The organism is Mesorhizobium sp. M8A.F.Ca.ET.165.01.1.1 (assembly GCF_004792065.1).
In the GTDB taxonomy this organism is placed as follows: domain Bacteria; phylum Pseudomonadota; class Alphaproteobacteria; order Rhizobiales; family Rhizobiaceae; genus Mesorhizobium.
On sequence record NZ_SRTH01000003.1, the window covers coordinates 385,129 to 409,396 of the forward strand.

The window sequence follows — 24,268 nt, forward strand, 5'->3', positions numbered from 1 at the left end:
TGGAATTGCTTCAGTCCGCGCCTTCTTCCGGATCCATGGCCGCTGCTTCGGTGGCGAGAACCTCGATTTCCTGGTTCTGCCCGCCCACGACCGTGAAATCCTTCTGATAGATCCGGTCGCGGTTCTTGGCGATGATGGTGTAGTCGCCTTCGGCGAGCACCATCGAGGCGAAAGCGCCGACGGTTTCCTTGATCGGATCGCCGGATTCGTTGAGCAGTGACCAGGATGTGTCGGCGATCGCTTCGCCACCCGCTTCGCGCACCAGCTTCATCGTGATTTCGGCGGCGTGATGCTCGACGGTGGCTTCGGTCAGCTTGCCGGCCTCGACGCGGATGTCGGAGCGGATGACGGCATTGACCGCGCCGTAGGTCGAGACGACGTGGTAGATGCCGGCATTGAGTCGCACGACGCTGTTGGGTTCGACATCGGGGATGATCAGTGCGCGGTCGCCATTGGCCTCGGCGGTGCCCTCATAGATCGAGAAGCGCAGTTTTTTCGGCGGAATGCGCACGCCTCCGGACAGGACCGCGTCGAGCTTCAGGCCGCCGGCATCGAGCACCAGGCTTTCTCGCTTGGCTTCCTTGCCGACGGTGATGCGCTTGGTGGCGCCGGCGCGGCCATAAGAGGCGTGGACCAGATAGCTGCCGGGTTCGAGCTGGAAGACGGCGCTGCCGCCATGCGCGGAGGCGACCATCGGCAATTTGCCGTTGACGGCTTCAGGCTTGAAGACGCGCCAGACGAGACCGCGGGTGATGTCGGTGCCCTTGTCGGTCAACTGGGCCGACAGGGTGATGGCGCCACCGCCGCCAAGCGCCAGCGGGGTCCCGCTCTTCGGCGTCGCATAGCTCGAAATTCCGGGAAGTTTCAGGTCGCCAACGCCATCCTTTTCCTGCGCGACAGCCATGGAGACCGGCAGCAGGAACAGCGCGGCGCAGAGCCGGACCAGGAAAAGACGCAGTCGCCCCTCAAACATGCCTTGCGTTGAAGCCCATGGCGGTGGCAATTTCAAGGCTTAAGAGTCCGATCCGTGACTCTTCAGCCCGGCGCTAGCGCGCCTTTGCCCGAGCCGCCCGAATTCCCGATGGTGCGCTTCAGCTCAAAACAGAATGTCCAGGAGACTTGCGCCCATGGCGTCGCCGATCATCGACTTCCTGCTGACCCGAAATTCAGCGCCGATTCCCGATCTCAAGGAGCCTGCGCCCAGCGACGCCGATATCGCCACGATGATTGCCGCCGCCACACGCGTGCCCGACCATGGACGGCTCGAACCCTGGCGCTTCATCCTCTATCGCGGCGAGGCCCGCATCGAGATCGGCAGACAACTGGCGGCGCTGGCTGAACAACGTGAAGGACCGTTGACAGAAGGCCGCCGCAACCAGGAACTGGCGCGGTTCTCGCGCGCGCCGCTGGTGATCGGTGTCGTATCAATTCCCAGGGAGAACCCGAAAATCCCGCAATGGGAGATGTTCCTGTCCGGAGGCATGGCGGCGCTGAATCTGATGATATCTGCCAATGCGCTTGGCTACGGCACCAACATGATCAGCAACTGGTATTCCGACGTGCCGGAGGGCAGGGCGATCCTCGGACTGGCGCCGCAGGAGCGCGTCGTTGGTTTCATCCATATCGGCTCTTATGCGGGCCAGGCGCCGGAGCGGCCACGGCCCGATCCGGCAAAACTCTATGCGGACTATACCGGACCTTGGGCGGGCTGAATGTTCTACGAGCCGTCCAAGGGGCATGGCCTGCCGCATGATCCGTCGAAGGCGATCGTGGCGCCGCGTCCGATTGGCTGGATATCGACGCTGAACAAGGCCGGCGAGGTCAATCTCGCGCCATACTCCTTCTTCAACGCCGTCTCGACCCGGCCTTTCATCGTCTGGTTTTCCTCCGAGGGCGAGAAGGACAGCGCCTCGTTCGCGCAGGAAACCGGCGAGTTCGTCGCCAATCTGGTCAGCCGCGACCTTGCGGAGAAGATGAACTACACGTCCGTCGCCGCGCCGCGCGGGGTCAACGAGTTCGTCTATGCCGATCTCGCCATGGCGCCGTCGCGTCTCGTCAGGCCGCCGCGCGTGGCGGCGGCACCCGCGGCGCTCGAATGCCGGGTGACGGAAGTGTTTCGCCCAAAGGCGCTCGACGGATCGCCAACGAGCGCCGTCGTCGTCGCCGGTGAAGTGATCGGCGTGCATATCGACGATGCCTTCCTGAAGGATGGCCTGTTCGACATCACCAAGGCCGGCAATGTCGCTCGTCTCGGCTATATGGACTATGCCAGCGTCGACGAGGTCTTTTCGATGCGCCGACCGCGCTGGGAACAAAAGTAGCTGTCAGATGTGTATACCGGCCGCCCTTGCGCGCGCCAGTAGGCGTTCGGCCAGCCGCAGATGCGGGCGGTCGAACATCTTGCCGTCGATGCCGACGACGCCGGGATTTCCCGCTGCCTCGAACGCCGCAACGATGGCCGCCGACTGTTTCACCGCCGCGGCCGAGGGCGTGAAGGCGGTGTTGATGACGGGCACCTGATCCGGGTGGATCGCCATCTTGCCGGTGAAGCCGTCGCGTTCGGCCTCGGTGCATTCCACGGCGAAGGCCGCCATGTCGCGAAAATTCGGAAACACGGTGTCGATCGCGGCGACCTCCGCGGCCCCGGCCGCGAGGATGGTTGTCAGGCGGGCGTGACGGAAGAGGTCGGTGTAGTGGCCGCGCTCGTCGCGGGCCGCACGCGCGCCGACCGCGGCCGACAGGTCTTCCGCGCCCCAGGTCAGGCCGGCAAGCCGCACGCTTGCGCCGGCATAGGTCGCGGCCGCCAGCAGGCCCGCCGGAGTTTCGGTGATGATCGGCAGGATTTTTATCGAACCGTCGGGCAGATCGTTCTCGGCCTCGCGAACCCTGAGCTTGGCTGCGAGCTGCTGCATATCCTGGCCGCTGTTCGATTTTGGCAGCATGATGCCGTCCGGCCTTGCCGGAACGAGCTTGGCAAGATCATCGTCCGTCAGCCCGGTCGAGAGGTCATTGACCCTGACATAGATCGCCGGGTTGGTTTGCCCCCTGCGTTCGAGGATGAAGCGCGCCGCTATCTCGCGCGCCTGCGCCTTGTTCCGCGGCGCCACGGAATCCTCGAGATCGACGATGACCACGTCGGCGCCGGCGCCGAATCCCTTTTCCAGCTTCCGCTCGGAATCGCCGGGAACGAACAGCAGCGAGCGCATCAGGCCGCCTTCTTCAGCATCATCGCTTGCCTGGTGCATTTGGCGACCAGATCGCCATGCTGGTTGTAGGCGCGGTGCTCGAATTCGACGATGCCACGGTCGGGCTTCGACTTGGACTCGCGCACCGAGACGACCGATGTTTCGACACGGATGGTGTCGCCATGGAAGACCGGGTGCGGAAACACGGTTTCCTTCATGCCGAGATTGGCGACCGTGGTGCCGACCGTGATGTCGTTGACCGAGATGCCGATCATCAGGCCGAGCGTGAACAGCGAGTTGACCAGCGGCTTGCCCCATTCGCTCTTGGCGGCGAAATCGAAGTCGATATGCAGCGGCTGCGGGTTCAGCGTCATCACCGAAAACAGCATGTTGTCGCTCTCGGTGACGGTCTTGCGCAGCGTGTGCTGGAAGACATGGCCGACAACAAACTCCTCGAGATATAGCCCGGCCATTTCCGTCTCCTGCGCTGTCTGACGGTTGATAGGCGCTGCATCCAGCGCTCGCAAGCCAGTTAATGAACATGGTGAACCGTTCGTAAACCATTTCTGCCTACCGTCCTCACGGGGCCGGAAACCTTCCGGCTAGGGGCGTAAGCAGACGGGCATGGTTGTTGTTTCGCATTTCCTGAAATGGATCTACACGGCCAGGGTGTCGGAGCGCGCCGCCGCGGCCAATGCGCTGGCCCGGGCCTATGTCAATTCCGAATTGCCGTTCGAGGACCGCTGCGCCGCCGAAGCGGCGCTGACGCTGCTGCTCGACGACGCCTCGTCGAAGGTGCGGCTGGCGATGGCGGAAGCGCTCTCGATGAGCCACCACGCGCCGCTGCAGATCATAAGCGTGCTTGCCGCCGACCAGCCGGAAGTCGCCGGTGTCGTGCTGGCGCGCTCGCCACTGCTCACCGACGCCGATCTGATCAACCGCGTGGCGGCGAGCCAGAAGGCAACGCAGAAACTGATCGCCGATCGGCCGCTCGTCTCGATGGCGCTGTCGGCGGCCATCGCCGAGATCGGCGAGGCGGAGGCCTGCGCCGTGCTTCTGGCCAACACCGGTGCCGCCATCGCTTCGATGAGTTTCCGCCGCATGGCGGAGCGCCATGGGCATCTGCCTTTGGTGCGCGAGGCGCTGATATCGGATATCAGGCTGCCCGCCGACTGCCGGCACATGCTGCTCATCAAGCTTGGCGAGACATTGAAGACATCGCCGCTGGTCATGGCGTTGATGGGAGCCGCGCGTGCAGAACGCGTCATGCGGGAGGCCTGCGTCAAGGCCTCGGTGACGCTGATCGAAGGCACGCGCCAGGAAGAGCATGCGGCGTTGATCGAGCATCTCAGGCTGCGTGGCGATCTGACCGCGAGCTTCCTGATCCGCACTATCGCGCACGGCAAGGTCGATTTCTTCGGCTCGGCGCTGGTCGCGCTCAGCCAGCAGTCCGAGCCACGGGTGAGGGCGCTGCTGGCCAGCGGGCACGACGTGGCCCTGCAGGCGTTGTTCCGCAGTGCCGGCCTGGCTGCCGCCACGCATGCGGTCATCCTGCGCGCGCTGAAGATCTGGCGTGAGGTTGCCAACGGCAAGCGCGTCGCCGGCGTTCAGGAGGTCAGCTGGCTGATGCTCAAGGAGTTGGGCGGGCAATCCGCCGAAGGCGATCTTGCCGCTCTGGTCAAGTCGATCCATCTCGATGCCCTGCGCGAGAACGCGCGCGGCCACGCGCTGGCGATCGCCGCAGCCTAGGTTTTATCCCTCGCGAAGAAATCCGGGAAATCCTCCATCGCCGCGGCGATGATGCGCAGGGACGCCGCGATTTGCAGCATGTCGCCGGTGGCGTTTCGCTGGGCGATGCCCGCCGCATACTGCCGGGCAACAGCGACGGTCGCTGTTTGCGGATCGCCAGGGGCACGGAAAAGCAGCTCGCGCGCCAATCCCCTCAGGAAGTTGGCGATTGAAAGCGCCGTTTCCGATGGGATGGCATGGTCTTGGCTGGCACTGCGCAGCCGCAGGATTTCCAGGCCGACCGTGACGGAGGCGACGCCGCCGCCCAGCACCGCCTCGCCCTTCCTGCCGGAATTCTGCACCAGCGGCATCAACTGATTGACCCGGTCATAAGCGAGGCTCTCGAAGGCCGAACGCCTCGGCACGCGCTCATGCAGGCAAAGCCGCGCCAGATCCTCGCGCATGGCCCGTACGATGCGGTCGGCCGCGAGCCACGGATCCGCCGGCAACACGACGATGAAGACGCCGATCGCCAGCAGGATGCCGACCAGGATCGATGCCGAACCGGCGAAGAAGGGGCCGGGATCATAGGTCATCGCCTGATGCGGGCTGAGGAAGGCCAGGAAATTGATGGCGAAGGCCGTCGCCACGCCGACATAGCGCGGATTGGCCATGGCGAGTGCCGCCGGCACCATGATGGGCACGACGAACAGCATGAACCAGCCGAAGCCCGGCAGGGCGGGAAGCGCGATCTGGCCGACGAGAAAGGCGAACGGCAAAGCGAGCAGCGTTCCCTTGAAGAAACCCCATGATACCTGCACGGGATCGGGGCGAGCGGCAAACAGGCTCGACACGACGGCAACCAGGATGACGGTGCCGGCCGCCTCCGACCACTTCGTCGTCAGCCAGAAAGCCGCGACCAACAGCGTGGCAACGGCCGCGCGGATGGCGTTGCGCGCGGCACCGGGATAGTCGCGATGCACCACCAGGGCCGGCTGCTGGCTGCCAGGACCTGGTCGGCGGGTCACCGGCGCGCGCAGCGCGTCCAGGCCACGAAGCACCTGTTTCAGCGCCTCGGCGAAATCGGCCGCTATGGTGAGGCGGGTGATGGTTCCGACCCTGTCCTCACCCTGATCGACCGAGGCATCGGGCATTTGCCGGGCCTTGGTTGAGATCGCGTCGAGCCGCGCCAACCAGGGCGAGGTATCGTCCAGCGCTCCCGGCTTGGTTGCCAGTTCGCCTACAAGGGCTTGCAGCTCCGAGCGCACCGGGATGAGGGCCGCGTTTTTCGGAGCGGCATGCGAATAGAGCGCGCGCGCCGCCGAAAGAGCCGAGAGCAGTTGTCCGATCGTGCGTCGCACCGGGTGCGCGCGCGGTGCGAAGCTCGGCGCTTCGAGCCTGGCATAGGCGCGCATCTCGCCAAGCGTCTGGGTGTCGGCGACAAGCTTCCGGTGCAGGCCGATCAGCGTTGCCCGATCCCCGCCGGAAAACGCTCCGCCGGCGTAAGTGGCGAGGTCGAGAATGCAGCGTTTCAGCCGCGAGATGATGGCGTCGCTGGCCAGTTTGGGCAGGATCAGCCGGCTGGTGAGGCCGGCGCAGACGATGCCGAGCACGATCTCGGCACAACGCGCGACCGCTAGGTCAACGACCAGATGCGGTTGCCCGAAAGCGGGCAGGCCGATGATCATGGCGGTGTAGCCGGCAAGGGCGGCGCCATAGGCTTCGGGATTGCGCAGCAGCGACGAGACGAAGGTGCAGATGCCTATCCAGACGGCAAGCACCGTCACCAGAATCCAGGGGCCGGTGCCGAACGCCGTGGTGATGCCGATTGCCGCGACACCCCCAGCAAGCGTGCCGAGCAGCCGGTAGAAGCCTTTCGCCAGCACCATGCCGGCAACCGGCTGGGCGACGATGAACACCGTCATCATCGCCCATTGCGGATGGTCGAGCTTCAGCGCATAGGCGGCGAGAAGCGCGATCATGCCAGCCGAAACGGTGCGCAGGGCAAAGATCCAGTCCGATCGCGTCGGTTGCGTCAGGCCGGCCAGGCTCGTCTCGAAATAGGTTTTCAGCCGCGCCCAGGTCACATGCCGGTCTCCATGTCAGGGACGCAAGCTAAACTCGCCAGCGGCTAGATATCCAGCACTTCCGTCTCGGCGAATTCGGCGCGTTCCTGGATGAAGCGGAAGCGGGCTTCGGGCTTGGTACCCATCAGTGCATCGACCGCATCCTTGGTCGCCGCCTCGGCGTCGATCACGTCGACCCTGAGCAGCGTGCGCTTCCTGGGGTCCATGGTGGTCTCCTTGAGCTGCGAGGCCATCATTTCGCCCAGGCCCTTGAAGCGGCCGAGCTCGACCTTGCCGCGCCCGGTGAATTCGGTGCGCAGAAGCTCGTCCTTGTGGGCGTCGTCGCGGGCATAGGCGACCTTGCCGCCTTGCCTGATCGAGTAAAGCGGCGGCACCGCCAGATAGAGATGGCCGCCGCGTACCAGCGCCGGCATCTCCTGGTAGAAAAAGGTGATCAGCAGCGAAGCAATGTGGGCGCCGTCGACATCGGCGTCGGTCATGATGATCACGCGGTCGTAGCGCAAATCCTCGTCGCGATACTTTGACCGCGTGCCGCAGCCAAGCGCCTGGATCAGGTCCGATATCTGCTGGTTGGCGGCCAGCTTGTCATTGCCGGCGCTGGCGACGTTGAGGATTTTTCCGCGCAGCGGCAAGACGGCCTGGCTGGCACGGTCGCGCGCTTGCTTGGCGGAGCCGCCGGCGGAATCGCCTTCGACGATGAAGAGTTCGGCACCTGCCGCCGCGTTCTGTGTGCAGTCGGCGAGCTTGCCCGGCAAGCGCAGCTTGCGCACCGCACTCTTGCGCGACACCTCTTTTTCCTGGCGGCGGCGCACCCGTTCGTCAGCGCGCGCGATCACCCAGTCGAGCAGTTTCGAGGCTTCTTGCGGATTGTCGGCCAGCCAATGGTCGAACGGGTCGCGTATCGCGGTCTCGACGATGCGTATCGCTTCGATCGTCGCCAGCCTGTCCTTGGTCTGGCCGACGAATTCCGGCTCGCGGATGAACACCGACAGCATGCCGGCGGCCGAGATCATGACGTCTTCCGACGTGACGATCGAGGCGCGCTTGTTGCCGACGAGGTCGGCATAGGCCCGCAGGCCGCGCGTCAGGACGTTGCGGAAGCCGGCCTCGTGCGTGCCGCCTTCACCGGTCGGAATGGTGTTGCAGTAGGAATTGATGAAGCCGTCGCCGCCGAACCAGGTCACCGCCCACTCGAGCGAGCCATGGCCGCCTTGCCTGTCGCTCTTGCCGGCGAAGATTTCGCGCGTCACCTGGAATTCGTCGCCTAGCGACGCTTTCAGATAATCCTTGAGGCCGCCGGGAAAATGGAATTCCGCCTTGGCCGGCGTCTGATCCTTTTCCTTGATGAGGGAAGGATCGCAGGTCCAGCGGATTTCGACGCCGCCGAACAGATAGGCCTTGGAGCGCGTCATGCGGTAGAGCCGTGCCGGCTCGAAGGCCGCACCCTTGCCGAAGATCTGCTCGTCGGGATGGAAACGCGTCCTGGTGCCGCGGCGGTTGTGCACCTCGCCGAGGTGCTCCAGACCGCTTACCGGAATGCCGCGTGAAAACCGTTGGCGATAAAGCTGGCGGCCGCGCGCGACTTCGACCTCGAGATGGTCCGACAGGGCGTTGACGACGGAAACGCCGACGCCGTGCAGGCCACCGGAGGTCTCGTAGACCTTGGAATCGAACTTGCCGCCCGAATGCAGCGTCGTCATGATCACTTCGAGCGCCGGCTTCTTGAATTTCGGATGCGGATCGACCGGGATGCCGCGGCCATTGTCGGTGACGGTGAGATAGCCGTCGGCGGAAAGCTCGACATCGATGAAGGTGGCGTGGCCGGCAACCGCTTCGTCCATCGAATTGTCGATGACCTCGGCGAACAAATGGTGCATCGCCTTGTCGTCGGTACCGCCGATATACATGCCAGGCCGGCGGCGCACCGGCTCCAGGCCTTCGAGCACCTCGATGTCGGCGGCGCTGTAACCCTCGCTGCCATCCTTGGCCGCGGCCGGGCGCCTGGCGGCCGCTTGCACCAGCGGATCCGCTGGGCGCGCCGGCGCGCGAACCGGCTGCGGCTGCTTGTCGATGTTGCCGAAGAGATCGTTGTTGTCGTCCATGCCAACCATAAGGGTCCGGTGCTGCGAATCACCCGTCGATACTGCCACGCTTTTCGGCGCCAAGCGACGGAGGTTCCTGTTACGTTCGGGGATTTAGCCCTTCTTACCCTAAAACCATTCGATAACCAAGCGGGCGGAAATAGGTCGAATGCCACCGCACAAGATTCCTGATTCTTTAACAATGCCGACTAGCGTGAGCCCAACATAACAAGAAACTGCAGGCGTCAGGGGTTTAGGTGTGAGGGGCAAGGCCATAACGATGATCGGCATCGCCGCCGTTTTCGGCGCGATCTCGATCTTTGCCGCGGATTTCTGGGTCAAGAGCCAAGCCCAGGCCGATGCCCAGGAGAAGACGGCCTCGATCGCCGCTCCGGCCTCACCCAGGATCGAATTCAAGACGATCGTGGTGGCGACCGCGCCATTGCGTTATGGCATGGAGCTCGATCGCACCAAACTCAGCGAAATCCCGTGGCCGCAGGATTCCCTGCCGCAGGGCGCCTTTGCGACCATCGACGGGTTGCTCGGCGAAGGTGGCCGGGTCGTGCTGTCGCCGATCGAGGTCAACGAGCCGGTGCTGCTCACCAAGCTGTCCGGACCGAACGGCCGCGCGACGCTGTCCAATATGCTGACGCCCGGAATGCGGGCGGTCACCATCCGCACCGACGAGATCGCCGGCGTCGGCGGCTTCGTCACGCCGGGCGACCGGGTCGATGTCGTGCTGACCCGCGATGCCGGCGAAATCCAGGAAGTCGCCAAGAACGCGCAAGGCGCGGCCGGTTCGACCATCACCTCGGAAATCGTCGTTGCCGACGCCAAGGTGCTGAGCGTCGGGCAGGGCGCCGACGAGCGCCAGACGACGCCGCAGGTGGCCAATTCCGTGACCATCGAGGTGACGAGCGACGGCGCGCAGAAAGTGGCGCTGGCCCGCACCGTCGGCACGCTGTCGCTTTCGCTGCGCTCCGCCAGCGAAGGCGGCGACGGCAAGAACGGCGTCACCACCATCTCTTCCTTCGGCGGATCTGTGGCTTCCAAGGCCCAGGCGGCGGCCGGCTCCCTGTTCGATGCCGTCGCAAAGGAGCCGGAGAAGCCGAAGTTCAAGACGGTCATCGTGACACGCGGCACGCAGGCCGAGGAATACAAGGTTCCTTCGCGGGATCAGAAGTAAAGACCGGTGGGGACCGGGCGGGACGGGATAATGGCGATGCATACCCTATATCGAATGACGGATCGGTTGCGTTTGGTGCGCGCCTTGGCGATGGCGGCTTCACTGGCCGCGAGCGGCATGCTCGCCTTCGTCGGCGCGGCCAAGGCGGACAACGACATCGTCCATGTCTCGTCGACCAGGAATGCGTCGATCAAGGTCGCCAAGGGCAAGCCCAAGACGATCATGACGAGCGCGGCCTTCTACCAGATCGTCATCGGCGATCCGGAGATCGCCAACGTCAATCCGCTGACCGACAAATCCTTCTATGTGCTGGGCAACAATCTCGGCACCACCGGCATTGCGCTGTTCGACGAGAACAAGCAGCTCGTCGGCACCATCGACATCGAAGTGACGCTCGACACCGACCAATTGGCGAGCACCATCCGCGCCAGCGTGCCGGACGCCAAGATCAAGGTCGGCTCGGCCAATGGCCGCGTGGTGCTTTCGGGCGAGGCGGATGACGCGGTCGCCGCCGAAAAGGCAAACAAGATCGCCACCCGCTTCTCCGGCAATGAGGAGGTGATCAATTCGGTCAATATCTCCTCGTCGCAGCAGGTCCAGCTCAATGTCCGCTTCGTCGAGATCAATCGCCAGGCCGGGCAGGATCTGGGCGCGAAATACAGCGCCAATTTCGCTTACGGCTTCGGCGGTCGCGACGTCTCGATCAATCCAGGCCCGGTCCCGGCGGCCGGCACCGGCGAGATCATCGGCCGGCTGCTGTCCAATGGCGTCTCGATCGATATCGCCATCAAGGCGCTGGAGGAGCGCGGCCTTGCCCGAAGGTTGGCCGAACCGAACCTGATTGCTCGCTCCGGCGAAACGGCGAGCTTTCTCGCCGGCGGCGAATTTCCCATCCCGGTTTCCGAAGACAATGGCAATATCTCCGTCAGCTACAAGAAATACGGCGTCAGCCTGGACTTTACGCCGACCGTGCTGAAGGACGGATTGGTCAGCCTCGACATCGCGCCGGAAGTCTCCTCGATCGATGCGTCGGCATCGTACAATATCGGCAACATTTCGGTGCCGGGGTTCATCGTGCGCCGCGCCAAGACTTCGGTCGACCTGAAGAACGGCCAGAGCTTCATGATCGCCGGGCTGCTGCAGTCCCAGAACGACATCATCACGTCTCGCATACCCGGTCTCGGCAAGATGCCGGTGCTGGGGTCGCTGTTCTCGTCGAAATCCTATCAGCGGCGCGAGACCGACCTGGTCATCATCGTCACGCCCTATCTGGTCAAGCCGGTCGATCCGTCGAAGAAAATGGCTGAGCCGACCGATGGCACACAGCCCGCCAGCAATGTCGACTATTTCCTCAACAACACCGAGGAAGTGAAGGCGCCGGACACCAACCGTGCGCTGGCGCTGGCTGACGGCAGCGCTGCGCGGGGCGCTTCCGCGACCAAAGTCGGCCATTTCCTCGACCTGCCGAAGGACTGAAGCCATGCGTCTGGTCCTGAGATCGAGCATCGCACTGCTTCTTGCCGGTTTGGCAAGCGGCTGTACCAGCGACGACTATGTGCGCAGCGAAGGCGTGACGACAGCCGCCGGTGAGGCGCAGGCCGCCAACACCGTCATGCAGATGGTCGACCCGTGGAAGTACGGCGTCCAGAACACGAGGCTTCTCGTGCCTGCCAAGCGTGGCGATGCCGTGGCCGCCACGCCCGATCAGGCGGCCGGTGCCAAGGCAGCGCAAACGACCACCGGCAACTGATCCAGACGGCGATCGACCTCATAGGCGGCAAGAATGGCAAACAGCACCAAGAAGATCCTGCTCGTATCGACAGACCGGACCTTCGCGCAGGACACGAAGACGGCCTTTGCCGCCTCCGAGATCATCCAGCTCATGACGGTCGAGAAGAACGTCACCGAACTGCGCGGCGAGGTTCAGGAGGCCGAGTTCGGCGTCGTTATCGTCGATATGGATGCGGCGAAGCTGGAAGAAATCGAGTCACTGCAACGTGTGATGCGCCGGCTCGAGGGCAAGGCACCGGTGGTCGTGGTCACGCAGGAGTTCAACGCCGCCGCTGTCCGCATCCTGGTCCAACTCAAGGTCGCCGACTTCCTGGTCAAGCCGATCACCACGGCCGACCTCGTGCGTTCGGTCGTGCGAGCGTTGCAGGGACCCGGCCGCGAGGAAAACACCGAGTCGCAAATCTACACCTTCATGCCCGCCGCCGGCGGCGTCGGCACCACGACACTGGCGCTGCAGACCGCGTTCCAGCTGCATCATTCGGTGACGCGCGGCGCCTCGACCTGTGTGGTCGACCTCAATTTCCAGCAAGGTGCCTGCGCCGAATATCTCGATCTGGAGCCGCGTTTCGACATCACCGAAATCGAGAACCAACCCGAGCGCCTCGACCGGCAGCTGCTCGATGTGATGCTGTCCAAGCACGCCAGCGGACTTTGCGTGCTGGCGGCGCCGACCCATCCGGCCGAAATGCGCTCGTTCAAGACCGATGTCGTGGTGCGCATGCTGGACCTCGTCTCGGCCTATTTCGACAATGTCGTCATCGACATGCCGCGCACCTGGTTTCCGTGGACGGAAACGGTGCTGCTCGGTTCCAACAAGCTCTACATCGTTGCTGAAATGACGGTGCCGTGCCTGCGCCATACGCAGCGGCTGATCCAGGCCGTCTATGAGACCGCCGGCAAGGAAGTGAAGCCGAACGTGATCGTCAACCGTTTCGAGCAGAAGATGTTCGACAACGGCATCAAGCAGGCGGATGTCCAGGAAATCCTTGGCGAGCATTTTGTCGGCGGCATCGCCAACAACTACCGGCTGGTGCGCGAGGCGGTCGACCGCGGCGTGCCGCTGCACGAGATCGATCCCAACGCCAATGTCGTCAACGACCTGAAGAAGATCATCCTTCCGGAAGAGTCGGTGGCGACCGCGAGCAAGTCGAAGTCGCTATTCGGTTTCGGCAGGGGCCTGTTGAAAAGGAAAGCTGGATGACCAGCCGTTTTTCCACCCTGCAGAATCGCGACGCCCGCCCGCAGCGACCGGCGGAATCGACACCGGTCGCGCATCATGCCGTCGTTATCCCGACCAGCCGAAAGGCTTTGCCGGCGAAACCGGAAGCGGCACCGGCAAAGAATGCCAACAAGGTGCTCGATGCCCGGGTGCGCATCCATCGGATGCTGCTCGAGGAGATCAACCTCGTCGCGCTGGAGCGCTTGCCCAAGGACGAGATGCGCCGGCAAGTGCATGATTTCGTATCGGAAAAAACCCGCCAGGAGCGGATGGCGATCAATACCGCCGAACTCGACGCGCTGGTCGACGATATCGTCGACGAGATGGTCGGCCTCGGCCCGCTCGAGCCGTTGCTCAAGGACCCCGACATCAACGATATCCTGATCAACGGCCACCAGAACTGTTTCGTCGAAAAGAAAGGCAAGCTGCAGCAGGTCCACATCCCGTTCAAGGACGAGGCGCATCTGCTCAGAATCGTCAACAAGATCGTGGCCGCCGTCGGCCGCCGCGTCGACGAATCGCAGCCGATGGTCGACGCACGCATGCTGGACGGCTCGCGCTTCAACGCAGCCATCCGCCCGGTGGCCGTCGACGGTCCGCTGGTGTCGATCCGCAAGTTCTCCAAGAACAAGCTTGGCCTGCACAGGCTGGTCGAATTCGGCGCCATCACGCAGAACATGGCCGAAGTGCTGGCCGCGGCCGTGCATGCCCGCAAGACGACGATCATTTCGGGTGGCACCGGCACAGGCAAGACGACGATGCTCAACGCGCTGTCGGCCTTCATTCCGGAAGACGAGCGGCTGATCACCATCGAGGACGCGGCGGAGCTTCAATTGCAGCAGCCGCACGTCGCGCGCATGGAAACGCGCCCGGCCAACATCGAAGGCCATGGCGAGCTCAAACAGCGCGACCTGGTCAAGAACGCGCTGCGCATGCGTCCCGACCGCGTCATCCTCGGCGAGTGCCGCGGCGAGGAGGCATTCGACATGCTTCAGGCGATGAACACCGGCCATGAAGGGTCGATGGCGACCATCCATGCCAACACGCCTCGCGATGCCATTTCACGCCTCGAGCAGATGCTGGGCATGACCGGCATGCCGATGACGGTGCAGTCGATCCGCAGCCAGATCGCCAGCGCCATCGACATCATCGTCCAATTGACCCGGCTTTCCGACGGCAAGCGCAAGGTGACGAGCGTCGCCGAGGTGACCGGCATGGAGGGTGATGTCATCCAGATGCAGGAAATCTTCCGCTTCGTGCGCACCGGCATGGATGCCGACGGCAGCATTCTCGGCTACTTCGAGGCAACCGGGATCCGGCCGCGCTTCCTCGAGGACCTGCGCGCCATGGGCATCGACTTTCCGGGACGCTATTTCGAACCCGGCCGGCCGCAGGAGTAGCCGGGGTGTTCGACGGCTTCAGCGCGATCTATGTCGTCTATGCCGGGGCCGCACTGACCGGCATCATGGTCGCCGAGGCGGTCTACCTGCTCTATGCCGGCCGCAGCGACAAGCGCACCGCCATCAACCGGCGCATGAAACTTCAGGAAAACAAGATCAGCCAGGAGCAGGTGCTGATCCAACTGCGCAAGGAGCGCGGTCTCGACGCGGGAACGTCGCTGTTCTCGCCGGACCGGTTCCGTGCCTTGCGCACGCAGTCGGGCATGGTGATGCCGCTGTCGAAATTCCTGACGATCACCTGCGGCGTGGCGATGGCCATGACGCTGTTCGCCATCTCGCGCGGCTTGCCGTTGTTGATGGGGCTCATTCTGTTCGTCATGCTGGTGCCGCTGCTGCCGGTCATGGCGATGCGCTCCATGCGCAAGCGCCGGCTGAAACGTTTCGGCATGCAGTTGCCGGAGGCGCTGGAACTGATCACGCGGGGCCTCAAGGCCGGTCATCCGGTTCCGGTGGCGATTGCCATGGTGTCGCGCGAGATGCCCGATCCGATCGGTACGGAATTCGGCGTCATTGCCGACGAAGTCACCTATGGTTCCGACCTGGTCTCGGCGCTGAACTCGCTTTTCGACCGGGTAGGCCACGAGGACCTGCCGTTGTTCGTCACCGCCGTGTCGATCCAGACCAGTTCGGGCGGCAATCTGCGCGAAATCCTCGATGGGTTGTCGACGACGATCCGCGAACGCGGCAAGCTGCGCCGCAAGGTGCGCGCGATTTCGACCGAAGGCCGCCTGTCGGCCTACATTTTGACTGCCGTGCCGGCGCTGCTGTTCACCGCCATCATGGCCATGATGCCGGGATATTACAGCGACGTCTGGGGCGTGCCGAAGACGTGGTACATGATCGGCGGCTCGGTTACCTGGCTGATGCTGGGCAATCTGATCATGTTCAAGATGTCGAACTTCAGGTTCTGACATGCAGAGCGTCATCGAATTCCTCGCCTCGCTCGCGCCGGCCTCGCTGATGCCGGTTGCGGTCCTCTTGCTGCTCGTCGGAGTCGCCGCGGTCGCCTGGCCGATGGTGGCGGCGAAGGGTGACCGCAATGAAGTCAAGCGCCGGCTCAAGGTCGACCACGGTCCGGTGGCGGCCAAGCCCGAACCGGTGCAGAAGAAGAATAGCGGCGTCGTGCGCGAGAAGGCGGTGAAGAGGGCGCAGGAATTCTACGCCAAGAGCGACCCGGAAAATGTCGCCCGCCTGCGTTTGAAGCTCATCCAGGCCGGTTACATGGAGCCGCGCGCCGTTGGCATGTTCTTCCTCATCCGGTTCACGGCAATGATCGGCACGACGTTCGCCGTCTTCGTGCTCAACCGGTGGATGGCCAGCCCGGACGCTACCATGACCAGCCGGTGGACCTTCATCATCCTGTCGGGCGCTGCCGGCTATTTCTTGCCGGGTCTGGTGCTGACCCAGAATGTTCGGGAAAAGATGCGCGAATACCGCAACGGCTTCCCCGATTTCATGGACCTGATGATCGTCTGCTCCGATGCCGGCATGAGTATGGAAGCGGGCGTCGAGCGCGTTTCGAAAGAACTCGCCAAGACCTATCCGTCGCTCAGCCAGAATTTGCAGCTCGTGTCGCTGGAGCTTCGGGCGGGACGCAGCCTCGACGACGCGCTGAAGGCGCTCGCCGATCGCCTCAGCCTGGACGAGGTGCGCTCCTTCGCCACGCTCCTGCAGCAGTCGAAGGAACTCGGCACCAGCCTGTCGGGCGCGCTCAGGGTGTTTTCAGATGAAATGCGCCACAAGCGCATGTCGCTGGCCGAGGAGAAGGCGCACGCCTTGCCGGCAAAGATGTCCGTGCCGGTCGTGGTCTGCATCCTGCCGGTGGTGCTGATGATCGCCGTCATTCCCATCATCGTCAAAATGACGGGTCACTAAAGCGCGCCGGTCGCGACCGATTCGCGCGACATGCACGCAATCTGGACCTGTAACGTCCGTAATCAGCGAGAAGTCCATGCGAATACTGTTGCCCCCCCCCCTGTTGCTGGGCCTCGCCGCGGCGGGCTTGTCACCCGCCCAGGCCGCGGCTGGCGATTGCGGCGATGCCGCCGCGTTGGTGCAGCAGGCCTATCCGAAGGCTCTCAAGAGCGCCGATGGCGCCTCATTCACGCTCGAGCCCCACACCAGCATCGCCTTGGCGCCTCAGGACAGCGATTCGCCATTCCGCCTGATCTGCAAGATCTGGCCCGCCCATGACGATCTGCTGCTGGTCGCGGTGCCGCTGACCGACAGCGCCCAATCCAGGGACGACGGGCATGTTGGCGATATCGAGCTTCTGGTCGTCGACAGGAACAGCAAGCAAGTGCGCCAGCGCTTGCTCCAGCCCGGGCTGATAACCGACGATGCCATCGCTATCCGCAAGATCGAATTCGATACCGGCCGCTATGGGTTGGCGCCCGGTGTCACCGCCTTTGGCCTGCGTATCGAGATGGCCAATCATTCGCAGGCCAATCCCTTCAGCGAAACCGACCTGCGGCTCTATGCCGTCGCCGGCGATGCACTGCGCATGGTGCTCGATGGCCTTGTCGTTGCCGGTAATGGTGGCGAAGGCGATACCAATTGCGCGGGATCCTTTCATTCCAGTCGGGTCAGCCTGACGATGGGCGCGGCGAGACATCACGGCTATCGTGACATCACCGCGGTCGAACGGACGGATACCGACGAGCCGTCCCCCGACACGGATGGCGAGTGCCAGTCTCATCCCGGCAAACCTGTGAACCGAACCTACCGGCTGCGCTATGACGGCAGCCGTTATCCGGTTCCGGGCGAGCTCAGGGCCATGGAGCCGTAAGAACCCTGCGGTATCGAGGGCGTCGCGACCCGTGGTTAATGGCCGGTATTCGGGACACTAAAAGTTAGCCGCATTTCGGCACCGAAGCTTAATCGCTGTGCTGTAGTGTCTTTCCCTGAAGAACGACCCGGCAAATCGGGCGACGGGGCAGGGCATGCGTCAGATAAAATTTGCGGCGGTGGCCACGATGGCAACCGTCCTGATGATCACCGGGTGCACGACGAACACCAACGTCGACACGACCAAGACAACCGCCATCCAGCCGACTGCCAAGGATGTCGACACATCCGACCTGGCGGAAGGCAAGGCGCAGTTTCGCGACGCCAATTATGGTCTTGCCGAACAGCATTTCCGCAAGGCCGTCGAATTGAAGGCCGACAATGCGGAGGCCTGGATGGGGCTTGCGGCTTCCTATGACGAACTCGGCCGCTTCGACTTCGCCGACCGCGCTTATGGCCAGCTTTTGAAAGTCGCCGGCCGCAAACCGCGGATCGTCAACAATATGGGCTATTCGCAATTGTTGCGCGGCAACAAGACGAAGGCCAGGGCACTGCTGCTGGAGGCGAAGGCCGGCATGGCCGATCCCACCGTTGTCGATGCCAACCTCGCCTTGCTCAACAAGGGCTGATGCCGGTTGATCCGCGCGCCGGCCAGGGGTGCGGTTTCGGCACAGGTGGCATCGACGCTTTGTAAACCCTATCCGCAGGTTGGGTCGAGAGATTGCCTGAAAACCATGTCCGAGGGCTGCCGCTGACCTAGAATGCGGCGCAACCGCCGACGCTCGAGAGGCCCCCGCCCGATATGCTGGATTTCAGTTCGCTCCTGCTCGCAGCCGCGCTGTCGGGCATCTGTCTCAGTGTGACCATGTTCGCGATCTGGGCCACCGCGCCGCGGGCCGGATTCGTGCTGACGGTGGCATGCGGCATTCTCGTGCTCGTCGCGCATGTAATCCTGTTTTGGCGCTATACCAGGGAGCCCGATCCGCTGCTTTGCCAGATCGCGCTGGCGCTGCTCAGCCTGGGTTTTCTGATCATCTGCATTTCGGCCATGCAATATCTCGGTGTGCCGGACCACAGGCGTGTGATTGCTCCGACATTTGCCGCCATGGCCGTCTGTGCGGCCGTGACCTTCATGAGCCTTGACGGTATCGGTTTCGTGATCACCTACGCGACGGTTACCGTGCTGCTCTCGACGATCGGGGCCATGTTCTGGATCAATGGCAGTCACGATCGCCGCATCCTGCTGGTGGTTTCGTTCCTGAGCGGCACCTGTGCGCTGTCGTTTGCCCTTTGCGGCGTGGTTCTGATGGCCAAAGGGCAGTGGACGCTCGGTGTCGCGCCCGACAATTGGGCTGAACGCCTCAACTCTGTCGTGGCGGTGGCCTGTATGACCGGCCTCGGCGCTTTGACGCTTTCGCTCCACCATTTGCAGGCGCAGATCGAGCTGAAGGCCGAGACCATGACCGATCCGCTGACCGGGCTGATGAACCGCCGGGGCCTGACGTCGCTTTATGGCGAGCGCACCTTCGGCCCGTTCATGGCGATCGTCATGTTCGATCTCGATCACTTCAAACGGACGAACGACATCTATGGACACCCGGTCGGGGATCAGGTCCTGTGCCGTTTCGGTGCCGTCATCCGGAAATATGCCAGGACCGGGGCCGACGCCTTTCGCCTGGGCGGCGAGGAGTTCGCGATCATCATGTCGCGGATGACGGAAGAGCGGGCCTATGATCTTGCCAGCAAGATCGGTGTCGCTTTCGGCACGGAAGTCGTGCCCACGCCGCTCGGCCCCTTGCGCAGCACGGTCAGCGGCGGGATCGGGTTCGGCGAGGCCGACGGCAGCACCCTCGACGAGGTGCTGGCCAGGGCCGACTCCACGCTCTACGCGGCCAAGCGCGCCGGCCGAAACTGCGTCATCAGCCACAATAGGATGGGCAAGGCCGAACCGATCAAGCCGGCCTTGCGCTCCGCGTAGCTATTCCGCAGCACCCAGATAATCCGACAGCGGCGGGCAGGAGCAGACCAGGTTGCGGTCGCCGGCGACATTGTCGATGCGCGATACCGGCGGCCAGTACTTTGCGGCGGTGTCGGCGTCGCCGGCGGGATAGGCCGCTTCCAGGCGCGAGTAAGGGTGGGTCCATTGACCGGCCAGCGCCTCGGCTGACGTATGCGGTGCGTTGACCAGCGGATTGTCGGCCAAGGGCCATTCGCCTTTGGCCACTTTCGCCGCTTCGCCGGCTATGGCGATCATGGCCTCGCAGAAACGGTCGAGTTCGCGCTTGGGCTCGGACTCGGTCGGCTCGACCATCAGCGTGCCGGCGACCGGGAACGACATGGTCGGCGCGTGGAAACCATAGTCGATCAGGCGCTTGGCGATGTCCTCGACACCGATGCCGGCGCTCTCCTTGAGCACGCGGGTGTCGAGGATGCACTCATGGGCGACACGATCGCTCCTGCCCTTGTAAAGCAGCGGGAAGTGCGGGGCGAGCCGCGTCGCCACGTAGTTGGCCGAGACGATCGCCGTCTCGGTCGCCTGCTTGAGGCCGGAAGCGCCCATCATGCGGATGTACATCCAGGTGATCGGCAGGATGGAAGCGCTGCCGAACGGGGCGGCCGCCACGGCATGCGCCGAGCCTTCGCTGACATGGCCGGGCAGATAGGGCTTCAGATGCGCCCTGACGCCGATCGGACCGACGCCCGGTCCGCCGCCGCCATGCGGGATGCAGAAGGTCTTGTGCAGGTTCATGTGGCAGACGTCGGCGCCGATGTCGCCGGGACGGGCAAGTCCGACCAGCGCGTTGAGGTTGGCGCCGTCGAAATAGACCTGGCCGCCATGCTCATGGATGAGCGCGCAGAGATGGCGCGCGCCTTCTTCGTAGACGCCATGCGTGGAGGGGTAGGTGAACATCAGCGCCGCGAGATTCCTGGAATGCTCATTGGCCTTGGCGCGCATATCGTCCATGTCGATGTTGCCGTCTTCCAGGCAGCGAACGACGACGACGCTCATGCCAGCCATCGCGGCACTCGCCGGATTGGTGCCATGCGCGGAAGAGGGGATCAGACAGACGGTGCGATGGCCCTCACCGCGCGAGCGGTGATAGGCGCGGATGGCCAGCAGCCCGGCATATTCGCCCTGGCTGCCGGCATTGGGCTGCAAGGTCACGGCGTCGAAGCCGGTGATCTCCGCCAGCCAGCCTTCCAACTCGCCGATCATGGCGCGGTAGCCGGCCGAATGCGCTGCCGGCGCAAAGGGATGCAGGTTGGCGATTTCCGGCCAGCTCACCGGCATCATCTCCGCCGCGGCATTGAGCTTCATGGTGCAGGAGCCCAGCGGGATCATGGCGCGGTCGAGCGCCAGGTCCTTGTCGGCCAGCCGGCGCAGGAAGCGCATCATCTCGGTTTCCGACTTGTTCTCGTGGAAGACCGGCTGGGTCAAAAACTCCTTGCCGCGCGGCTTGCCGGGCACCGTGCTGTCGGCCGAAGAAGCAGCCTTGGCGTCGAACAGGGCTGCGATCGCCTCGAGATCGGCATTGGTCGAGGTTTCGTCGAAACTGATGCCGACATGGTCGGCGTCGAGCACACGCAGCAGCCGGTGGGTCTTTTCGGCGGCGGCGGCGATCTGGGCGGCCTTGCCTTTGGTCTCCACCGTCACCGTGTCGAAACGGCTGGAACCGAGCACCGATACACCCGCAGCCTCGAGGCCGCTTGCCAGGCGGTTGGCCAGCGCGTGGATGCGCCCGGCGATTGCCTGCAAGCCGACCGGACCATGCCAGATGGCGTAGGCGGTCGCCATATTGGCAAGCAGCGCCTGCGCGGTGCAGATGTTGGAGGTCGCCTTGTCGCGGCGGATATGCTGTTCGCGCGTCTGCAAGGCGAGGCGGTAGCCCGGCCGGCCCTTGCTATCGGTCGACTGGCCGACCAGGCGACCGGGCATCAGGCGCGTCAGCTTGTCGGAGACGGCGCAATAGGCGGCGTGCGGGCCGCCAAAACCCATCGGCACGCCAAAGCGCTGCATCGGGCCGACCGCAATGTCGGCGCCGAGCTTTGCCGGCGCGTCGGTCAGCGTCAGGCCAAGCGGATCGGCGACGAAAACGACCAGCGCGCCGGCAGCGCGAGCCTTGGAGATCGCCGCCTTGTGGTCGCCATAGACGCCGAAGGTGTCAGGCCATGAGACGAGCAGGGCGGCGGTGTTGTCGTCGATCTCCTCGCCGTCAATCTCGATGCCGAGCGGCTCGGCGCGGGTGCGCACCACGTCCAGTGTCTGCGGATGCGGCGTGCCGGCGAGCGCCACCTTGGTGCGCCTGTCGCGATGGTGGCGCAGGGCAATGCCGACCGCTTCGGCGACTGCTGTTGCCTCGTCGAGCAACGAAGCCGACGCCACCGGCAGGCCGGTCAGTTCCGTGACCAGCGTCTGGAAGTTGAACAGCATTTCCAGCCGGCCCTGGCTGATCTCGGCCTGGTAAGGCGTGTAGGCGGTGTACCAGGCCGGATTTTCGAACAGATTGCGCTGGATGACCGGCGGCACGTGGACACCGTGGTAACCGGCGCCGATGAAGCTCTTCAGCACTTTGTTCTTCGCCATGGTCGCGGACAATTCGGCAAGCGCTTCGGCTTCGCTGGCTGGCGCTGGCAGGTCCAGCGGCTGGTCGAGGCGGATCGATCTCGGCACGGCCTGACTGATCAGCGTCTCCACCGAGGGAACACCGATGACGGTGAGCATGGCTCGAACGTCGGCAAGGCCGGGTCCGATGTGGCGGGCCGAGAACGGGTAGGGGGCAGCGGTCATGTCAACAAGTTCCTGATGTCAGGCGATATGGGCTTTGTAGGCGGCCTCATCCATGAGGCTGGCGAGCTGGCTTTCGTTGGCGAGCTTCATCTTCCACAGCCAGCCGGCGCCGGTCGCCGCCGAATTGACCAGTGATGGGTCGGAAGACAGCGTGCCGTTGGCCTCGGTGACTTCACCGTCGACCGGCGCGTAGACGTCGGAGGCCGCCTTGACGGATTCGACCACGACGGCGGTATCGCCCTTGGCGAGCTTCTTTCCCGTTTCCGGCAGTTCCACGAAGACGAGGTCGCCGAGCTGCTCCTGCGCATAATCGGTGATGCCGACGGTAGCGGTGCCGCCTTCGACGCGGAGCCATTCGTGGTCTGATGTGAAATAGGTTGTTGCCATGGAATTCATCCTTTGCGGTAGCGATGAGGGGTGAAGGGCAGGGAACTGATTTCGACTGGGATCTTCGTGCCGCGCACATCGGCGAAAACTCGCGTTCCCGTCTTTGCCAACGATGTGGTGACATAGCCCATGGCCACCGGATGGCCGGCGGACGGGCCGAAGCCGCCCGATGTGACATGGCCGACCGGGTTGCCGTCGGCGTCGAATAGCGCCGCGCCCGCGCGTACCGGCTGGCGGCCTTCGGGCTTCAACCCAACGCGCTTTTGCGCCGGGCCCCGCTCCACGGCGGCGCGCAAGGCGTCGGCACCGATAAAGGCGCCGGAAGCCCTGGTATCCCTTGGGATTGCCCACATCAGCGCCGCCGCGGCCGGGTCGGTCTCCGGCGTGATGTCCTGGCCGTGCAGGCAGAGGCCGGCTTCGAGCCGAAGGCTGTCGCGCGCGGCAAGGCCGATCCAGAGCACGCGCTCGTCCTCGAGCAGTTTGGCGACCAGGTCCCGTGCGTCCGCCTCCGGCAGGCCGATCTCGAAACCGTCCTCGCCGGTATAGCCCGACCGGCTCATGAACCAGTTTTTCCGTGGCTCGACGCCGTGCATGAACAGCAGCGAGCCGGTCTCGATGCCTGCGCGGGAAAGGGCGGCCCAGGCTTCAGGGCCCTGGATGGCCAGGAAGACACGGTCGAGCGGCTCGACCTGCACATCGAAATCAGCCGCCAGCGCGCGCAGATGCTTTTCATCGGCGATGGCGTTGCCGGCGTTGGCGACGACCATGAAGCGGTCGTCGCCAAGTCGGGTGACGATCAGATCGTCGAGAATGCCGCCTGCCTCATTCAGGAAGAACGTCAGTTTGGACTGCGAAATCTCGAGCGTGCCGGCGTCCAGCGGGCAAGCGCGGCTCAACAGCGCAGCCGCTTCCGGCCCGCCGACCTCGAACAGCTTCATATGCGAGATGTCGAACAGCCCCACATGTTCGCGGGTGTGAAGATGCTCCTTCATGACGCCGGCCGGATAGGTCAACGGCATCGACCAGCCGGCAAAGGCGCCGAAGCGCGCACCGGCGGCTGTATGGATGTCTTCGAGGGGAAGGTGTTTGTCGTCGCCCGTCATGTCGTCTCCAGAGTCGCACGCAATCGGTCGCTGATGGCGACCAGTCCGTGCCCCTCTGTCTGAAGCCTGAGAGACTCGCGCAGCCGGAACTCTGTCAGCGGCGCTTACACCTTCGGCGCGGGGGCAAGCCCCGACTTTCCAGAGTGTCTTTCCCGTCTACGGTTCTTTTGCCTGAGAGATTTCGGGCGATTTCCCCTTCGGCGGCAGCTCTCGCTGCTCTCTCCCGCAAACAGGTAGGACTCAAACCCTGAGCCCTCGACGCGCCATCCATAGCCCGTCGGCGACACCTTGTCACCTCCCAGCGACATCTAAGCGCGTCCCGCGCTTTAGATCTTTGTTGATGCATGTCGTTCTCCCAAAACCGCTGCACACTTTTGGTCGACATTGATCTCACAAGTCTTCGCTAACCACGCCATTTGGCGGTTTTTCAAGACACTCCTGATATAGCAGGCAGATGTGACGCGT

Annotated in this window: 21 protein-coding genes and 1 riboswitch; of the genes, 13 read left to right on the top strand and 8 right to left on the bottom strand. The window is 64.0% G+C overall.

Going from position 1 to position 24,268, the window contains the following annotated elements; genetic code table 11:
- Positions 1-10 precede the first annotated feature (10 nt).
- Entirely contained in the window at positions 11-973 is a 963-nt protein-coding gene (locus tag EN808_RS11190; RefSeq protein ID WP_127277443.1) for a hypothetical protein, read from the bottom strand.
- 154 nt (positions 974-1,127) lie between these two features.
- Between EN808_RS11190 and EN808_RS11195 the strand changes: the two genes are divergently transcribed.
- Both EN808_RS11195 and EN808_RS11200 read left to right on the top strand, forming a co-directional pair.
- Positions 1,128-1,712 (top strand): nitroreductase, encoded by a 585-nt coding sequence (locus tag EN808_RS11195; RefSeq protein ID WP_127872623.1) that lies wholly within the window; start codon positions 1,128-1,130, stop codon positions 1,710-1,712.
- Positions 1,713-2,321 (top strand): flavin reductase family protein, encoded by a 609-nt coding sequence (locus tag EN808_RS11200; RefSeq protein ID WP_127277448.1) that lies wholly within the window; start codon positions 1,713-1,715, stop codon positions 2,319-2,321. It begins immediately after the preceding gene.
- A gap of 3 nt (positions 2,322-2,324) precedes the next feature.
- Here the strand turns inward: EN808_RS11200 and EN808_RS11205 are convergent, their stop codons facing one another.
- Complete coding sequence (locus EN808_RS11205) at positions 2,325-3,206, bottom strand: CoA ester lyase (protein ID WP_127872725.1); 882 nt, start codon at positions 3,204-3,206, stop codon at positions 2,325-2,327.
- On the bottom strand, positions 3,206-3,658 hold the full coding sequence (locus EN808_RS11210) for a MaoC family dehydratase (protein WP_056572267.1): 453 nt from the start codon (positions 3,656-3,658) through the stop codon (positions 3,206-3,208). The genes EN808_RS11205 and EN808_RS11210 overlap by 1 nt, the downstream gene beginning before the upstream one ends.
- A gap of 151 nt (positions 3,659-3,809) precedes the next feature.
- Between EN808_RS11210 and EN808_RS11215 the strand changes: the two genes are divergently transcribed.
- Positions 3,810-4,934, top strand: coding sequence for a DUF2336 domain-containing protein (locus EN808_RS11215; RefSeq protein WP_127872622.1), 1,125 nt, complete (start codon positions 3,810-3,812; stop codon positions 4,932-4,934).
- Here the strand turns inward: EN808_RS11215 and EN808_RS11220 are convergent.
- Positions 4,931-7,000: an FUSC family protein gene (locus tag EN808_RS11220; RefSeq protein ID WP_127872621.1), complete on the bottom strand. Its 2,070-nt coding sequence runs from the start codon at positions 6,998-7,000 to the stop codon at positions 4,931-4,933. The genes EN808_RS11215 and EN808_RS11220 overlap by 4 nt on opposite strands.
- Before the next feature lie 44 nt (positions 7,001-7,044).
- Positions 7,045-9,102 carry a DNA topoisomerase IV subunit B gene (gene parE, locus EN808_RS11225; RefSeq protein ID WP_127872620.1) on the bottom strand — a complete coding sequence of 686 codons (2,058 nt, stop codon included), beginning with the start codon at positions 9,100-9,102 and terminating at the stop codon, positions 7,045-7,047.
- Between the two features lie 238 nt (positions 9,103-9,340).
- Between parE and cpaB the strand changes: the two genes are divergently transcribed.
- From cpaB to EN808_RS11275, 10 genes are all read left to right on the top strand, one after another.
- On the top strand, positions 9,341-10,267 hold the full coding sequence (cpaB, locus tag EN808_RS11230; RefSeq protein WP_245511795.1) for a Flp pilus assembly protein CpaB: 927 nt from the start codon (positions 9,341-9,343) through the stop codon (positions 10,265-10,267).
- A 90-nt stretch (positions 10,268-10,357) separates the two neighbouring features.
- A complete protein-coding gene (locus tag EN808_RS11235) occupies positions 10,358-11,743 on the top strand; it encodes a type II and III secretion system protein family protein (protein WP_245511799.1) in 1,386 nt (461 codons plus the stop codon).
- 4 nt (positions 11,744-11,747) lie between these two features.
- A complete protein-coding gene (locus tag EN808_RS11240) occupies positions 11,748-12,017 on the top strand; it encodes a hypothetical protein (protein WP_135915786.1) in 270 nt (89 codons plus the stop codon).
- A gap of 33 nt (positions 12,018-12,050) precedes the next feature.
- Positions 12,051-13,259, top strand: coding sequence for a response regulator (locus EN808_RS11245; protein WP_127280813.1), 1,209 nt, complete (start codon positions 12,051-12,053; stop codon positions 13,257-13,259).
- The gene (locus tag EN808_RS11250; RefSeq protein ID WP_127872618.1) at positions 13,256-14,677 is read left to right on the top strand and encodes a CpaF family protein; all 1,422 of its coding nucleotides are present in this window, start codon (positions 13,256-13,258) and stop codon (positions 14,675-14,677) included. Before EN808_RS11245 ends, EN808_RS11250 begins: the two co-directional genes overlap by 4 nt.
- Positions 14,678-14,682: 5 nt before the next feature.
- On the top strand, positions 14,683-15,648 hold the full coding sequence (locus EN808_RS11255; protein ID WP_127872617.1) for a type II secretion system F family protein: 966 nt from the start codon (positions 14,683-14,685) through the stop codon (positions 15,646-15,648).
- Position 15,649: 1 nt separating this feature from the next.
- Positions 15,650-16,612, top strand: a complete 963-nt coding sequence (locus tag EN808_RS11260) for a type II secretion system F family protein (RefSeq protein ID WP_135915787.1) — start codon at positions 15,650-15,652, stop codon at positions 16,610-16,612.
- A 76-nt stretch (positions 16,613-16,688) separates the two neighbouring features.
- Positions 16,689-17,525, top strand: coding sequence for a hypothetical protein (locus tag EN808_RS11265; RefSeq protein ID WP_135915788.1), 837 nt, complete (start codon positions 16,689-16,691; stop codon positions 17,523-17,525).
- Positions 17,526-17,679: 154 nt separating this feature from the next.
- Positions 17,680-18,153: a hypothetical protein gene (locus tag EN808_RS11270; RefSeq protein ID WP_127279842.1), complete on the top strand. Its 474-nt coding sequence runs from the start codon at positions 17,680-17,682 to the stop codon at positions 18,151-18,153.
- A gap of 173 nt (positions 18,154-18,326) precedes the next feature.
- Positions 18,327-19,502, top strand: coding sequence for a GGDEF domain-containing protein (locus EN808_RS11275; RefSeq protein ID WP_127872615.1), 1,176 nt, complete (start codon positions 18,327-18,329; stop codon positions 19,500-19,502).
- Here EN808_RS11275 and gcvP read toward each other — a convergent pair whose 3' ends face one another.
- Genes gcvP through gcvT form a run of 3 tightly spaced genes read right to left on the bottom strand, consistent with a single transcriptional unit; the run spans position 19,503 to position 23,803 of the window.
- The gene (gene gcvP, locus EN808_RS11280) at positions 19,503-22,313 is read right to left on the bottom strand and encodes an aminomethyl-transferring glycine dehydrogenase (protein ID WP_135915789.1); all 2,811 of its coding nucleotides are present in this window, start codon (positions 22,311-22,313) and stop codon (positions 19,503-19,505) included.
- Between the two features lie 18 nt (positions 22,314-22,331).
- Positions 22,332-22,700: a glycine cleavage system protein GcvH gene (gcvH, locus tag EN808_RS11285; RefSeq protein WP_135915790.1), complete on the bottom strand. Its 369-nt coding sequence runs from the start codon at positions 22,698-22,700 to the stop codon at positions 22,332-22,334.
- Positions 22,701-22,705: 5 nt separating this feature from the next.
- On the bottom strand, positions 22,706-23,803 hold the full coding sequence (gene gcvT, locus EN808_RS11290) for a glycine cleavage system aminomethyltransferase GcvT (RefSeq protein ID WP_127277661.1): 1,098 nt from the start codon (positions 23,801-23,803) through the stop codon (positions 22,706-22,708).
- 149 nt (positions 23,804-23,952) lie between these two features.
- A riboswitch (glycine riboswitch) is annotated at positions 23,953-24,039 on the bottom strand.
- Positions 24,040-24,268 lie beyond the last annotated feature (229 nt).

Coding starts and splice junctions, on each gene's coding strand:
- EN808_RS11210 (WP_056572267.1), bottom strand. CDS start 3,658: ATGGCCGGGCTATATCTCGAGGAGTTTGTTGTCGGCCATGTCTTCCAG.
- EN808_RS11265 (WP_135915788.1), top strand. CDS start 16,689: ATGCGAATACTGTTGCCCCCCCCCCTGTTGCTGGGCCTCGCCGCGGCG.
- gcvP (WP_135915789.1), bottom strand. CDS start 22,313: ATGACCGCTGCCCCCTACCCGTTCTCGGCCCGCCACATCGGACCCGGC.
- parE (WP_127872620.1), bottom strand. CDS start 9,102: ATGGACGACAACAACGATCTCTTCGGCAACATCGACAAGCAGCCGCAG.
- EN808_RS11200 (WP_127277448.1), top strand. CDS start 1,713: ATGTTCTACGAGCCGTCCAAGGGGCATGGCCTGCCGCATGATCCGTCG.
- EN808_RS11250 (WP_127872618.1), top strand. CDS start 13,256: ATGACCAGCCGTTTTTCCACCCTGCAGAATCGCGACGCCCGCCCGCAG.
- EN808_RS11235 (WP_245511799.1), top strand. CDS start 10,358: ATGGCGGCTTCACTGGCCGCGAGCGGCATGCTCGCCTTCGTCGGCGCG.
- gcvT (WP_127277661.1), bottom strand. CDS start 23,803: ATGACGGGCGACGACAAACACCTTCCCCTCGAAGACATCCATACAGCC.
- EN808_RS11215 (WP_127872622.1), top strand. CDS start 3,810: ATGGTTGTTGTTTCGCATTTCCTGAAATGGATCTACACGGCCAGGGTG.
- EN808_RS11270 (WP_127279842.1), top strand. CDS start 17,680: ATGCGTCAGATAAAATTTGCGGCGGTGGCCACGATGGCAACCGTCCTG.
- EN808_RS11245 (WP_127280813.1), top strand. CDS start 12,051: ATGGCAAACAGCACCAAGAAGATCCTGCTCGTATCGACAGACCGGACC.
- EN808_RS11195 (WP_127872623.1), top strand. CDS start 1,128: ATGGCGTCGCCGATCATCGACTTCCTGCTGACCCGAAATTCAGCGCCG.
- EN808_RS11190 (WP_127277443.1), bottom strand. CDS start 973: ATGTTTGAGGGGCGACTGCGTCTTTTCCTGGTCCGGCTCTGCGCCGCG.
- EN808_RS11240 (WP_135915786.1), top strand. CDS start 11,748: ATGCGTCTGGTCCTGAGATCGAGCATCGCACTGCTTCTTGCCGGTTTG.
- gcvH (WP_135915790.1), bottom strand. CDS start 22,700: ATGGCAACAACCTATTTCACATCAGACCACGAATGGCTCCGCGTCGAA.
- EN808_RS11205 (WP_127872725.1), bottom strand. CDS start 3,206: ATGCGCTCGCTGCTGTTCGTTCCCGGCGATTCCGAGCGGAAGCTGGAA.
- EN808_RS11275 (WP_127872615.1), top strand. CDS start 18,327: ATGCTGGATTTCAGTTCGCTCCTGCTCGCAGCCGCGCTGTCGGGCATC.
- EN808_RS11260 (WP_135915787.1), top strand. CDS start 15,650: ATGCAGAGCGTCATCGAATTCCTCGCCTCGCTCGCGCCGGCCTCGCTG.